This is a genomic window from Pseudobutyrivibrio ruminis AD2017, assembly GCF_000424305.1.
Classification (GTDB): domain Bacteria; phylum Bacillota; class Clostridia; order Lachnospirales; family Lachnospiraceae; genus Pseudobutyrivibrio; species Pseudobutyrivibrio ruminis_B.
In genome coordinates this window covers 1-14,995 of the sequence record NZ_AUJQ01000009.1, presented here as the reverse complement: position 1 = coordinate 14,995, position 14,995 = coordinate 1, and the positions used below count along the sequence as shown (strand labels likewise).

The window sequence follows — 14,995 nt, the reverse complement described above, 5'->3', positions numbered from 1 at the left end:
TTTTATGCGAAATATTGAATGGGTTAAAGAATCAGTTTTTTATCACATCTATCCACTTGGTGCGTTTGGCTGCCCAAGGGAAAATCAGGGAGAAAAAACCAAAGGCCATAGAATACTCAAGCTTATAGATATGATACCTCACCTAAAGAAAATAGGCGTAAATGCGCTATATTTGGGGCCTATTATGGAGTCAAGCACCCATGGCTATGACACTGTAGATTACTACAAAATAGATAGCCGCCTTGGAGATAATGATGATTTTAAAAAGGTGGTAAAAGCCTGTCATGACAATGATATAAAGGTTGTGTGCGATGGTGTATTCAACCATGTAGGCCGTGGCCATATAGCTTTCATGGATGTTTTAAAGAATCGCGAGAATTCACCTTATAAGGATTGGATTGCCGGATTAAATTTCGGTGGAAACAATTGGCATAATGATGGATTGTCATATGAATGCTGGGCTAATGCTGAAGAGTTGGTAAAAGTTAATCATTGGTGTGAAGATGTTGATAACCACATACTCAATGCTGTTGGGATGTGGATAGATGAATTTGATATAGATGGTCTTCGCTTAGATGCTGCAGATTGTATTGAAAGAGGCTTTTTCAAAAGACTTAAAGCGTATACTGAGCAGAAAAAATCAACCTTTTGGCTCATGGGCGAAATAATCCATGGAGATTACAATATCTATGTGAATGATGAAATGCTTGATGCAGTTACTAATTACGAGTGCTGGAAGGGTATTTATTCAAGTCACAACGACCATAATTACTTTGAAATAAATTACGCCATGAAGCGTCAATGGGGCCAAGGTGGCATTTACAGTGGAAAATATTTATATAACTTTGTTGATAATCATGATGTAAATAGGATTGCAACATTGTTAAACGATAAGGAAAATATTTATCCAACCTACACTCTTCTATTCACAATGCCAGGAATCCCATCAATCTATTACGGAAGTGAGTTTGCCATTGAGGGAAATAAAAATTCTGGAGATGGTGATTATGCTTTAAGACCAGAGATTGATGTTAACAAAATGGAAAATCCAGATTTAGTTGACCATATCAAAACTCTTTCTGAAATAAGAAAAACATCGAATCCGCTAAAGATGGGATTCTATGATGAGGTTCAGGTAAGAAATGAAACCTTAGTTTTTGCCAGAGTCTATAATGATGAATACGTTATAGTAGCATTAAATAATACAGCTGATAAGAAGAATTTAAGCTTTGACTACCGTGGTGAACACTATGATATAGAATTAGAGCCACACGGCAGTAAAATCATTAAATAATCAGTTATCAGCTAAATAAGCATACATGCAATGATCAAGGCGTTTTCCGTTGATTATAATTTTATCACGGAGGATGCCTTCGTATTTGAAGCCAAGTTTTTCAACCATATGAATAGATGGTTCATTATCTGGTAGAATCAATGCCTCGAAACGATGAATACCTAACTCATTAGCTATAACAGGTATGGTTGTTCGTATTGCCTCGCTGCAGTATCCCATATTCATATGATTTCTATCCATTTTGTAACCTATCGTACAACTTTGGTAGATTGGGCGTATGATATTTCTATAGCTTACGGTACCGATGATTTCGGTTGGATTATTTTTATCAAATATCCAGTAACGAATCATAATAAGCTTTAGAATATTCTTATGCTCAAAATCTAGGATTTTCTTTTGATGTGCCAGTGTATAGAAGTCATCTCCTATAACGGGCTCATATTTCTCGAAAATATCTCTGTTACGTTGGTAAAAGCTTAAGACCATTGGTGCTGCTTCAGGTCCAAGAACTTTAAGTATAAGTCGCTCTGTTTGAATTTCGAATTTCATCATATATTCCCCTAATTTAGATAGATTTTAATCAACACCTCTAATATTTGTGTTAGGGATGTACGGTTTTATGATATTAACAAATTCTTGCAAGGTATCAAGGTCGTGACTAGAAAATATAGGATTAATCACCTGTTCACTTTCTTTATAGCTTTGAAGATAATATGCACTTGCACCTTCTAGCCATTTGGCTATTGAAAGCATGTCTTCTTTGGTATGGCATTCTTTCATGATTGTAGTACGAAATTCATAGGATACCATGCCCTCTTTCAATAGGTTCACAGAATCTAATATAGGTGAGATATCAAAATTTATCATGCAGGCAATATCATTGTATTTTTCTTGGCAATTCTTGATATCCATTGCAATATAGTCAACAAGCTTGTTTTGAATGAGATACTCAAGCATCTTAGGGTTTGTACCGTTAGAATCCAGCTTTACCAATAACCCTAGGTCCTTGATTTGCTTAATAAAATCAGGCAAATCTTTATGTAAAGTAGGCTCTCCTCCAGTAATGCAAACCCCATCTAAGACTTTTTTCTTGGCAATTAGATGATTGAGAATCTCTTCTTCGCTAAAAGAAAAAGCATCAGCTGGTGGAAAAACAAGGTCTCTATTGTGACAAAAAGGGCATCTAAAGTTGCATCCTCCTGTAAAAATCGTGGAGGCAACCTTACCAGGATAATCTAATAGAGTTGTTTTCTGTAAACCTAGTACAAGCATAAGCCTTTCTTTCCTTTTGTATGTAAAAGTGATATAAATAAAATAGCAAAAAAATGGGAAATAATACATATTTCCATATAAAAGTATAGCAAAGTAGGAGGTGAAAATCTATGTTATCTAAAGAGGAGCGCCAAGAGAAACGAGAAGCTAAGCTTATCGAAAAAGAAGAAAAGCGCAATCTCAAGATTTATGAGAAATACATGGAGCAGGCCTTAAAAGAAGCAAAACGCGCCTATGATATAAATGAAGTACCTATCGGTTGTGTAATTGTTCAGGATGATAAAATCATTGCAAGAGGTTATAATCGTAGAAATACTGATAAAAGCGTATTAGCACATGCAGAAATTGCAGCCATTTCCGAGGCATGTAAGAAAACAGGTGACTGGCGATTAGAGGATTGTACATTGTATGTAACACTTGAGCCATGTCAAATGTGTGCAGGTGCCATTGTTCAAGCGAGAATTCCAAAGGTTGTTGTAGGAGCAATGAATCCAAAGGCTGGATGCGCAGGCTCTATCATCAACATTCTTCAGATGCAACAGTTCAATCATCAGTGCGAGGTTGAACGAGGAATTATGGAAGACAGATGTAAAGAAATGATGACAAAGTTCTTCGAAGAGCTGAGAGAACAGAAAAATCAGGTAATGTAATAACAGTAGCTTATTGACAAAGGAGTCCTTGTTATCATAAAATAAGGACTCCGAGCAATATATGATATCATTTGGCGGTCGCTTTGTAGGATGCTGATCTTTGGGTCCTGCGTAATGGACACCTACGAATCGTGTCAGGGCAGGAATGCAGCAGCACTAAGTAGGACCGTTCATCTGACGCGGGGTCGCCTGGAGGGAGTCCCACAGAGCGGCTACCAAATGATATCTAAGTGTAGCTCGGTATTTTTATATATAAATAAAAAGGGATTAGAGTATGGGAGCACAAGACAGAACAGAACGAGTATTGAGAGATATGCATGTATTATTTTCTAAGGCTCAGCCTTATGAAGGTAGTGCGAAAAATGTTATCGTGGACAAAAATGCCATGATGGACCTTTTAAAAGAATTAAACGAGTGCATGTATGACATGATGGAGGAACACGAACTCACAGTTAAAAGCCGTGACAAGGCAAATCGTGAGATGCAAAAGCAGGGTGATGATATTGTATTTGAGGCCACAAGAAAGGCTGAGGATATCTATGCGGCATCCCTCATGTACACTGATAATGCGTTGGATTCAATACAGGATATTATTAGAGAGTCCCAGGATTCTATCACAAAGATATACGAAGAAGCTACTAAAAAGATAAAAGAAGAGACAAAGCTAGTAAAAACAAATCAGCTAGAGCTAAAGAGTCATCTTAATGATTTGATAGATACACAGAAGTATTTACGCTTAATTGACGAAGAAAACATGCGAATCCGTAAGGAAAAAGCAGAAGGAACTACAGAGGAATTTGATGATGCACCTAAATATGCAGCACCAGAAATCCGAATTGACAAAGATTATTTTGCAAAGGCTGGTATAGCAATTGATGATGATTTGGAACAGCCAGCAGATGGAATAAATGAAGAAAGCACTATATCCTCAGAGGACTTAGATGCTGAATACTTTAAATGGCAGGAGGAAGAGGAATCTTCAGAAGGAAAGAAGGCGGCAAAAAAAGGTCTATCAGGACTTTTTGGATTAAAACACTAAAAGGAGAATAAAGGATGAAGCTTTACAACAATGGAGTGTACCTAGTAGGCGGTAGTCAGATTGTGGAGGATGGCCCAGAGGCAATCACACGAATTAAGGCTACAACAGGAAAAGATGTAACTAAAGATTTGGCACACAAGGAAACGATGGCGTATGGTATTTTAGCTAATCACAATGTTTCCGGTAGCATGGATCACCTACAGATTAAGTTTGATAAGTTGATTAGTCATGATATCACATACGTAGGTATTATTCAGACTGCAAGGGCTTCAGGCCTTGAAAAATTTCCTATTCCTTACTGTTTAACTAATTGCCATAACTCATTATGCGCAGTTGGTGGAACAATTAACGAAGATGACCACATGTTTGGACTTACATGTGCAAAGAAATACGGTGGAATTTACGTTCCACCACATCAGGCTGTCATTCATCAGTTTGCTCGTGAAATGATGGCTGGCGCAGGCAAGATGCTTCTTGGTTCTGATTCCCACACAAGATACGGTGCCCTTGGTACTATGGCCATGGGAGAAGGTGGACCAGAGCTTGTTAAGCAGCTTTTAAATCAGACTTATGATATCAGCATGCCAGGTGTTATCGCAGTTTATATGACTGGCACACCAAGAAAGGGTGTAGGTCCTCAGGACGTTGCACTTGCTATTATCGGCGAAGTATTTGATAAGGGCTATGTAAAGAATAAGGTCATGGAATTTGTTGGACCAGGTGTAGCTAATCTATCTATGGATTTCAGAATTGGCGTAGATGTAATGACTACAGAAACAACATGTTTAAGCTCAATCTGGACAACAGATAACAAGACTGAAGAATTCTATGAAATTCACGGCCGCAAGGAAGAATACAAAAAGTTAGAGCCAGGTGAAATAGCATATTACGATGGAATGATTGAAATCAATCTTGATGAAATCAAGCCTATGATTGCAATGCCATTTCACCCAAGCAATACATACACAATCGAAGAATTAAACGCAAATCTCATGGATATCCTTGATGATTGTGAGAAGAGAGCCAAGGTTTCTCTTGATGGACAGGTTGAATTCTCATTAAAGGATAAAGTAAGAAACGGTAAATTATACGTAGATCAGGGTATTATCGCAGGCTGTGCAGGCGGTGGATTTGAGAATATCTGCGACGCTGCAGATATACTAAGAGGCTCAAGTATCGGCCCAGACGAATTTACATTATCAGTTTACCCAGCATCAACACCTATATACATGGAATTAGTTAAAAATGGCGCTGTAGCAGACCTTATGGAGACAGGTGCCATCGTTAAAACTGCATTTTGCGGTCCATGTTTTGGCGCAGGAGACACACCATCAAACAATGGATTTTCAATCCGTCATTCTACTAGAAACTTCCCTAACAGAGAGGGGTCTAAGCTTCAGAATGGCCAGATTGCATCAGTTGCACTTATGGATGCTCGTTCTATTGCAGCAACAGCAGCAAATAAGGGCTATCTTACGGCAGCAACAGATATTGACGTTGATTTCAGCAAGCCTAAATATCATTTCGATGGCAGAATCTATGCAAACCGTGTATTTGATTCTAAGGGAGTTGCAGAGCCTGATACAGAGATTCATTTTGGTCCAAACATCAAGGATTGGCCTAAGATGAGCCCACTACCAGAGAATTTATTCCTTCAGGTAGTATCTGAAATTCACGACCCAGTAACAACAACAGATGAGTTAATCCCATCAGGGGAAACATCATCATATCGTTCTAACCCACTTGGCCTTGCAGAATTTACATTATCTCGTAAGGACCCTGAATACGTAGGCCGCGCAAAGAACATTCAGAAAGCGCAAAAAGCCTTAGAGGCAGGAGAATGTGCAGGTGATGCTGTACCTGAGCTTAAGAAGATTGTTCATAAGGTAAAGGAAACATATCCAGATGTAAACCATGATAATTTTGGTGTTGGAAGCACAATCTTTGCAGTGAAGCCAGGTGATGGTTCTGCAAGAGAGCAGGCTGCATCATGCCAGAAAGTATTAGGTGGCTGGGCAAATATTGCTAACGAATATGCAACCAAGAGATATCGTTCAAACCTTATAAATTGGGGAATGCTCCCATTTGTTATTCCTGAGGGAAAGCTTCCTTTCAAAAATCTGGATTATTTATTTATTCCTGGAATTAAGGATGCAGTTGTTAACAAGGCTGACACAATAAAGGCGTATGTTGTAAGAGAAGAAGGGTTACAGGAGTTTACCATGACCCTTGGAGAGCTTACAGATGACGAGCGAGAGATTATACTAAAGGGATGTCTGATTAACTACAATAGAAGATAATCCCAAGGAGGAGAATATGCCAGAAGAAACTGAAAAAATGGAGCAAAAAGCCTTTAGAAGAAAACTGTGGGGCTACGTTATAGCAGCCTGTGTAGTTATTATGTTTTACTTTTTGCTTAGAAATGGCAGAAGTGTATCTGCGGCATTAAATCATGTTATTGCGGTCATTCAGCCAATCTTAATAGGTTTTATAATGGCATTTTTGATGAACCCTATAATGGGATTTATCGAAAAAAGACTGAAAAGGCTGTTTTTAAAATTTTGCAAATCTGAGGAAGTGGCAAATAAAGGAAATAGAACCTTATCATCAATCTTCGCACTAATTGTGTTTGTTGGATTAGTGGCCTTTATTATAGGTTCTATTGTGCCAAATCTGATAAACACAATTATATACCTGGCGAATCATATCGAAGAACAAATAGCAGGGGTTCTAGATTGGTGTAATGTAATCACAAAGGGACATTATGAAGATGTCCTCATGAAGGCAAAAGACAATAAAATCGGTGATATGGTTAATCAAGGACTTGATTTACTTAACAAATACATCGACTACGACCAGTCTGATATGATGTCCATGGTTACAAGTAGCGTTTTGTCGGTAGGCAAATTTTTCGTTAATATCATCATTGGTATGTTTGTATCCGTATATGTTTTGATATCAAAAGAAACATTTAAGGCTCAGGCGAAAAAGCTTGTATGCGGTATATTCAAACCTAAATATTCAAACATAATCCTAGAAATCAGTAGAAAATCAGGAGAAATCTTCTACGGATTTATCATTGGGAAAATAATTGACTCCATTATCATTGGAGCAATATGCTACATAGGATGTTTGATGATGACAATGCCATATCCAGTGCTTGTTTCAGTTATAGTTGGCGTAACAAATATTATTCCAGTTTTCGGCCCATATATCGGAGCGGTTCCAACTGTAATAATTATTTTCTTAACAGAACCAATGAAGGGTATATATTTCTTGATATTTATCCTTATCCTACAGCAGATTGATGGAAACCTGATTGGTCCAAAGATTCTTGGAGATTCAACGGGTATATCATCATTTTGGGTTGTGTTTGCAGTAGTTGTAGGTGCTGGATTCTTTGGAATTGGCGGAATGATTGTGGCAGTTCCTATAGTTGCTATTATTTACTACATAATCAGTCGACTATCGGATTATTTGGTAGAAAAACGAAATTTACCAACCACGACATCTGAATATATTTTGATGGATTATATAGATTTGGAAAATAATACTCTAGTAAAACATCAACCAAAGGCAGAAAAAAAGAAAACTAAGAAGCATTTAATTCAAAAGAATATAACGAAAAAATAATTTTCAAAAAGCCAGGATTTTTTCTCCTGGTTTTTTGATTTTACAACTAACGTATGTTAGAATTTTTATGACTATAAGTATGTAATTGTGGAGAATAATTCTGTGGAAAAAATGGAGTATCGTACTAGAATCGAAGAGATGAAAAATCTCGTATCAAAAAATAAATTCGCTGATGCCCTAAACGTAGCTGACAGCATCAATTGGCGAAAAATACATAATATAAACGATCTAATAGCAGGAAGTGAATCATACGAAGCTGCTGGAAAAGTTGAGGAAGCCAGAGATTTACTTCTTCTTGCTCATGAGCGCTCACCTATAGGTAGAATGATATTATACAAGCTATGTATGATATCAATAAAACTAAAGGAAATCGATGAGGCTCAGGAATACTATAACGAATTTGTTCAAATAGCACCTCACGACAGTCTCAAATACATTCTCAAATACAACATTAATGTTGCAAAGGGAGCAGATACAGCCACTCTTATCAAAATCCTTGAACAGCTTAAGGATAATGACTTTATAGAGGAGTGGGCTTATGAGCTTGCCTATCTTTATCACAAGACAAATCAAGCTGATAAATGTATAGCTCTTTGTGACGAAATAATCCTATGGTTTGGTGATGGACCAGTTGTAGAAAGAGCACTTGAGCTAAAGATGCTCTATCAGCCTCTTGATAAATCTCAAGAGGATAAGTATCGTTCGTTGCGCCAAAAAAAGGACGGTATTACAGAAATCACGCCAACAACAGTTGCAGATTCTAGCAGCCTAGTTCCTAATGTGAAGGCTATACCACTTCCAGATGGACCAGAGCGTTTTGATACAATTAATCTTCAGGCAGAAATTAAGAAGAGTATAGATGAGATAATGAAGGCTACAGATGCTGGAGAAGTCTCTGAAAACATGGATACTATCAAGAATCTAGTAGAGGAAATACCATATCTCAAGGTAACAAATGAAGAAGATGTAGATACCGACGAAAAGGATACATTCTCCGTTAATGATACATTCCAGCAGTACCTTGAAGAGGAATATGATGGACAGATTAGTCTTAAGCTTGCAGATGAAAGCAAGGAAACTGAGCAGCAGGTTGAAGGCCAAATGACAATAGAAGATGTTTTAGCTGAGTGGGAAAAGACAAAGCGTGCCGCAGAAGCAGCCATGGAAGACGCTAAAACTAAAGAGCTTGAAAGCGCACGAGCAAGAGCTCTCCGAGAAGCTAACAATGTTCTTAACAGATTAGAAGGCGCCATGTCTAAGCTAGATGCAGGCATGACATCTCAGGAATTGCTAAAGGAAGAGTACTTATCTGTTGAAGCATCAGAAACTACAGTTGAGGAACCTGTGGTACAAGAGCAGGTTGAAGAGAAAGTACAGGAAGATGTAGTTGAAAAACCAGCTGAGCATACAGGTTTTTCTATTCCTAAGCTTTCAATGGATGGAATGCAGGAAGGATTAATTGATATCCCAGTGATTTCAGCTGAGGAAGCAGCCGTTTCCGCTGCAGGTGCTGTTGCAGCTACTAGTGTTATGCGTGCCGCAGAAGAAGCAAAGAACATTACTCCAAGTTGGGAACCACCAACACTTAATACACAAGAGCCTGAAAAGGAAGATGATGTTGATTTTACAGAAGCATCTCAGATGATTGCTGACGTTAACAGCATTTTACAAAAGGAAATCGATAGATTAACAATTGATGAGCCAAAACCAGTTGAGCCTGTAGCTATAGAAGAACCACAGGAAGAAGCTGAAGAAGTTCTCGAGCAGGTAGAAATTACCGAGGAAGGTGAAAACACCTACGTTTATGATGATATCGAGTTACCACCAATTGAACTACCACAAGATATTCTTGATGAAGTTATGGCAAATAACATGGAAAATCTTGAGGTGGTAGAAGAAATCGATGATATCCAGCCAGAAGAGCCTGTTGAACAGCCAGAGGAGGAATCAACTCTTGGCATAGATGATGAAGATTTGGCAATTTTCTCTTATTTCTTACCAATAAATGGTATGAAAGCAAGCATCAAAAAGGCTATAGAGGGTGCTGCAGAACATTTAGCAAATCCAAACGGTAACGGTGGAAGCATTGTTATTGTTGGTGAGCAGGGCTCTGGCAAAACTCAGATGGCCACTAGCATTATTAAGGTTCTCCAAAATAAAACAGGAAATCCAAAGGGTGGTATTGGAAAGATTTCCGGAGAGAAGCTTAACGAGAAGGATATACAAAGACTTTATTCAAAAATTCAGGGAGGCTGCCTCATTATTGAATCAGCAGGTGGCATTTCTAAGGAAACAGCAGTTACATTGTCTCTGTTAATGGAATCAGACAGTACAGGAACTATTATTATTATCGAGGATAATAAAAAGGGTGTAGACAAAGCTCTTATGAAGGACGGTTCTTTCGCTAGAAGATTTACAGAGAAGATTGTTATACCAGTATTTTCTATTGATGAACTTGTTTCATTTGCAAAGACATATGCATTAGAAGCAGGTTGCACAATTGATGATATGGGAATCCTTGCACTTTACAATAGAATTAATTTGATTGGTAGATATGATCACATTACAACTATTAAAGAAGTGGCAGAAATAATGGATGATGCAATTGAAAAATCTACAAGGGGTGGATTCTTTAATAAGCCAAAATATGATAAAAACGGCAATATCATTCTAAAAGAGAAGGATTTTGATAAATAAATAATAAAGGGGATAGTAGTATATGAGCAATTTTACAGATTTAGATGGGTACCTGTTTGGACAGGGAACCCATTACGATATTTATAAAAAGCTAGGTGCTCACAAAGGCAAGCAGGGTAAAGAGACCGGTTATTATTTCGATGTTTGGGCGCCTCATGCCAGCAGTGTTGCAGTAATCGGTGAGTTCAATGATTGGGATGAAAATCATAATTTCATGCACAGAGTAGAGCCAGCCGAGCAGGGAGTATTTGAAACATTCATCCCTGAAGCAAAAGAAGGCCAGCTTTACAAATATCTAATCTATACCAATGACGGAAGAAAGCTTTATAAGGCTGACCCATATGCAACTTACGCAGAGCTTCGTCCAGGCACAGCATCACGTATTTACGACAACACTAAATTTAAGTGGACAGATCAAACATGGATGAAGCAGAGAAGGGCTACAAAGAATTTTTGGGAACAGCCACTTGCCATATACGAAGTACACCCTGGTTCTTGGAAGCGCCATCCAAGACCAGAAAATGATGGTTTTTACAGCTATAAAGAATTTGCGCATAGTGTAACAGAATATGTGCTTGATATGGGTTATACCCACGTTGAACTTATGGGAATAGCAGAATATCCATTTGATGGTTCATGGGGATATCAGGTAACAGGATATTATGCTCCAACATCAAGATACGGTACACCAGACGATTTCATGTACCTTATCAATTATCTTCATAAAAACGGAATCGGCGTTATCCTTGATTGGGTGCCAGCTCATTTTCCAAAGGATGCGCATGGCTTAGCCGATTTTGATGGTCAGGCTTTGTATGAGTACGCTGACCCTAGAAAAGGCGAGCACCCTGATTGGGGTACAAAAATATTCAACTACGGCAAGCCAGAGGTTAAAAACTTCCTCATTGGTAGCGCATTACAATGGGTTGAACAATATCATATTGACGGTTTAAGAGTAGATGCAGTAGCATCTATGCTATATTTAGACTACGGGAAAAAGCCAGGACAGTGGATTCCAAATGAGCATGGTGGAAATGAAAATCTTGAAGCAATCGAATTCTTCAAGCACATTAACACCTTAATTCGTGGCCGCAATCCTGGTGCAATAATGATTGCCGAGGAATCAACCGCTTGGCCAAAGATTACAGGTGATGTTGAAAATGGTGGTCTAAATTTTTCATATAAATGGAATATGGGGTGGATGCATGATTTCATAGATTACATGAAGCTTGATCCATACTTCAGAAAAGATAATCACAATAGAATGACATTTGCAATGAGCTACAATGAAGCAGAACGATATATACTTGTTCTTAGCCACGACGAAGTAGTTCATTTAAAAGGCTCTATGTTAGCTAAAATGCCAGGATTAGAGATTGATAAATATAAGAATCTAATGGCAGGATATGCTTTCATGATGGGACATCCTGGAAAGAAGCTTTTGTTCATGGGCCAAGACTTTGCACAGGGTACAGAATGGAGCGAAGCTAGAGAACTTGATTGGTATGTTTTAGATAATCCTAACCATAGACATGTATCAAGGATGTTCAAAGAGCTTCTTACTATTTACAGAAATTATCCAGCAATGTATGAACAGGATGTTTCCTGGGCTGGCTTCGAGTGGATTAACGCTAATGATAATTACAGAAGCATCTTTAGCTTTGTACGTAAGGCTAAAAATGGAAAAAACAGTCTTTTGTTTGTTATCAATATGACTCCTATGAGATATGATGATTACAAGGTAGGAGTTCCAGAAAATAAAAAATGCAAGCTCCTATTAGATAGCGAGAAGGAGATGTTTGGTGGTGAGGGTGGCAAAATAAAAGATTCCTATACACCTATCAAGGAAGAATGTGATGGAAGAGAATACTCGATCGCTTTTCCTGTAGCTCCATATCAGGTAGCAGTATTTGTATATTAAACAATTTATGGGCTGTATATGCAGCCCATTATTTTTTAGATAAGGCAATAAAATATGGAAGAATTCAAAATCATAAAATTACCTGAAAATAAAAAAGAAGATTCGGACCAAAATGAATCAAAAGAGATTCCAAAGGTTGCAGCAAAGATTGATGATGACTATACCCCACCTAAAAAGAGGTATTTATTTTTGCTTGTGATTCTTTTGATAGTAGTTGTTTCTATTATGGTAATCAGGACGATTTCTACTTTTGATGATTATGAAGTAGAAAAGACTTGGGAACGAAAAGATTCGGCAGAGAGTCACTATATAAGCTATAACAACAACTTGATAAAATATAGCGCTGATGGCATCTTTTATACTCAGTTCGATGGGACATTAATATGGAATTATACATACGATATGACCAACCCATGTATCGATATATGTAAGGATTATATAGTCGTATACGATAAAAAGGGAACTGAAGTAGATATTTTCTCATCCAAGGGTTTTGTGAAAACAATTGGAACAACAACACCTGTAATAGAGGCAAAGGTGGCATCACAAGGAACAGTGGCCATTCTGCTACAGGAAAATGCCGTAAGTTATATCCAGATGTATGATAAAAAGGGTTCACTTCTAGTATCAGGAGAAATTCATCCAGAAAACAAGGGCTTTCCTGTTTCAATGGCATTATCATCAGATGCTACTAGACTATTGCTTTCAATCATAAATGTTGATGATGGTGATATATCTTCAGAGCTGGTATTTTATGATTTCACAAGTGCTGGAAAGAAAGAACAGGATAATATAGCAGCTTCTTATCAATACATAGGATCTTTTATACCAAAAGTAGATTTTGTTAAAAACGATAAGGCCATCGCCTTCGCAGATTCTAAAATTATAGTATTCAATAACAATTTTAAGGCGACAGTTGCAAAGGACATATCAGTGGGTGATCAAATGAAAAGTATATTCTATAATGACACCCATTTTGGATATATATGTGAAAAGGCACAGGATTCAGGGGAAGTTATAAATGTATTAAACGTCTATAATCTCTATGGATTTAAATGTGTATCAAGGGAAATTGATAATAGCTACGAGGATGTATCTTTGTTAGAAAATGATATGGTTTTATTAAGAAACGAAAATGATGTAGCCTTATTTAATCTTCAGGGAATAGAGAAGTTTAGCTATACTTTTGACGAGACTGTATATGATGTAATTCCAACTACAGCAGCTAAAAGATATTACATTATACAAAAAGATAAAACAGAGGAAATATATTTGAAATAGAGGCCATATGGAAATTAATTATTTACTCATTACATTTGCAATACTTATGTTGATATGCATTATTAGAGGCGCTACTCGTGGAATGCTTCGAATAGTGTTTGGCTTGCTTGCATGGATATTCTTAATTTGTATGGTGAATTTTGGATCTGAATACCTATCCGGGTACTTATCAACTAATACCGAATTAACAACAGTATTTCAGGATAATTTAAACACTCACCTACATGAAAGGTATAATGCATCAGAAGAGAAGGAAGCAGGAACTGGTGAAGACAGTATAATGGGCATAGTGCCACCAGCAATTAAAGACAAAGTAGAAGAATCAGTTCAAAGCTCTATAGATGCCACAATAAATGTCATTTCGCAAGAGCTGACTAGTGCAGCTATAAAAGGTATATCAACTATAGCCTGTTTTGCTGCAGGGGTAATCGTTATATTTCTATTAGATAAGCTTATTAAGTTAATAGGCTTTGTTCCTGGAGTAAGAGATGTTAATAGATTGCTTGGAATGTTAGCAGGATTTGCCGAGGGTATTCTATTTATATGGCTTATTATGTTTATAGCAGACTGTTTCCCAGCATCTGCTTTTGGCACATTTATTATAGGAAATATAGAAAATGACCAGATGTTGTATTTTATTTATCAAAACAACATAATTGAAAGAATTATCGGAATATAAAGACATTAATTAATTTAAAAAAACCTGTTGACTTTGTGGGGATGGGATGATAATATACTATTCGTTCCGCAAGTGCAGAACACCTGATGAAATCAAATGATTCATCAGAAAAGATTTGAAAAATAAATCAAAAAAGTTGTTGACAAAAAGCTTCAATCGTGATACTATAAACGAGTTGCTGCTAAGGGCAACAACAAAGAGAAGATTGATAACTGAACAGTGAAACAAACCTTGAATTAATACAAGTTTTTAAAACATGTATCCTTGAAATTCATTTAGTTTCTTAATGAAACGAAACCTTTATAGTAAACAAGTCAGTTTTATACTGATTCGGAATTAAACTTTTTAACATGAGAGTTTGATCCTGGCTCAGGATGAACGCTGGCGGCGTGCTTAACACATGCAAGTCGAACGAAGCAACTTATCACGATCCCTTCGGGGTGACGATTTGTTGACTGAGTGGCGGACGGGTGAGTAACGCGTGGGTAACCTGCCTTGTACAGGGGGACAACAGTTGGAAACGACTGCT

The 14,995-nt window shown here is 37.4% G+C and carries 11 protein-coding genes, 1 rRNA gene and 1 other RNA gene; 11 read left to right on the top strand and 2 right to left on the bottom strand.

Going from position 1 to position 14,995, the window contains the following annotated elements; translation table 11 throughout:
* Nucleotides 1-4 precede the first annotated feature (4 nt).
* Complete coding sequence (locus G611_RS14305; protein ID WP_051195158.1) at nucleotides 5-1,294, top strand: alpha-amylase family glycosyl hydrolase; 1,290 nt, start codon at nucleotides 5-7, stop codon at nucleotides 1,292-1,294.
* Here G611_RS14305 and G611_RS0107630 read toward each other — a convergent pair whose 3' ends face one another.
* Nucleotides 1,295-1,846, bottom strand: a complete 552-nt coding sequence (locus G611_RS0107630; RefSeq protein ID WP_028243116.1) for a GNAT family N-acetyltransferase — start codon at nucleotides 1,844-1,846, stop codon at nucleotides 1,295-1,297.
* Between the two features lie 24 nt (nucleotides 1,847-1,870).
* A complete protein-coding gene (locus tag G611_RS0107625) occupies nucleotides 1,871-2,566 on the bottom strand; it encodes an anaerobic ribonucleoside-triphosphate reductase activating protein (RefSeq protein WP_028243115.1) in 696 nt (231 codons plus the stop codon).
* A 200-nt stretch (nucleotides 2,567-2,766) separates the two neighbouring features.
* Between G611_RS0107625 and tadA the strand changes: the two genes are divergently transcribed.
* The 10 genes from tadA to G611_RS0107580 form a co-directional block, all read left to right on the top strand.
* Entirely contained in the window at nucleotides 2,767-3,216 is a 450-nt protein-coding gene (tadA, locus tag G611_RS0107620) for a tRNA adenosine(34) deaminase TadA (protein WP_036948705.1), read from the top strand.
* Between the two features lie 16 nt (nucleotides 3,217-3,232).
* An RNA gene (gene ffs / locus G611_RS15610) (signal recognition particle sRNA large type) lies at nucleotides 3,233-3,464 on the top strand.
* Between the two features lie 26 nt (nucleotides 3,465-3,490).
* Nucleotides 3,491-4,255 (top strand): hypothetical protein, encoded by a 765-nt coding sequence (locus tag G611_RS0107615; RefSeq protein WP_028243113.1) that lies wholly within the window; start codon nucleotides 3,491-3,493, stop codon nucleotides 4,253-4,255.
* Between the two features lie 14 nt (nucleotides 4,256-4,269).
* Nucleotides 4,270-6,555, top strand: a complete 2,286-nt coding sequence (locus G611_RS0107610; RefSeq protein WP_028243112.1) for a hydratase — start codon at nucleotides 4,270-4,272, stop codon at nucleotides 6,553-6,555.
* 16 nt (nucleotides 6,556-6,571) lie between these two features.
* Nucleotides 6,572-7,888 (top strand): AI-2E family transporter, encoded by a 1,317-nt coding sequence (locus tag G611_RS14300; RefSeq protein ID WP_051195156.1) that lies wholly within the window; start codon nucleotides 6,572-6,574, stop codon nucleotides 7,886-7,888.
* Nucleotides 7,889-7,990: 102 nt separating this feature from the next.
* The gene (locus G611_RS0107600) at nucleotides 7,991-10,585 is read left to right on the top strand and encodes a tetratricopeptide repeat protein (RefSeq protein ID WP_028243111.1); all 2,595 of its coding nucleotides are present in this window, start codon (nucleotides 7,991-7,993) and stop codon (nucleotides 10,583-10,585) included.
* Between the two features lie 22 nt (nucleotides 10,586-10,607).
* Nucleotides 10,608-12,506 (top strand): 1,4-alpha-glucan branching protein GlgB, encoded by a 1,899-nt coding sequence (glgB, locus tag G611_RS0107595; RefSeq protein WP_028243110.1) that lies wholly within the window; start codon nucleotides 10,608-10,610, stop codon nucleotides 12,504-12,506.
* Between the two features lie 54 nt (nucleotides 12,507-12,560).
* Nucleotides 12,561-13,787 carry a DUF5711 family protein gene (locus G611_RS0107590; RefSeq protein WP_028243109.1) on the top strand — a complete coding sequence of 409 codons (1,227 nt, stop codon included), beginning with the start codon at nucleotides 12,561-12,563 and terminating at the stop codon, nucleotides 13,785-13,787.
* 7 nt (nucleotides 13,788-13,794) lie between these two features.
* Complete coding sequence (locus G611_RS0107585) at nucleotides 13,795-14,466, top strand: CvpA family protein (RefSeq protein WP_028243108.1); 672 nt, start codon at nucleotides 13,795-13,797, stop codon at nucleotides 14,464-14,466.
* Nucleotides 14,467-14,812: 346 nt separating this feature from the next.
* Nucleotides 14,813-14,995, top strand: a 16S ribosomal RNA gene (locus tag G611_RS0107580); the annotation flags it as partial.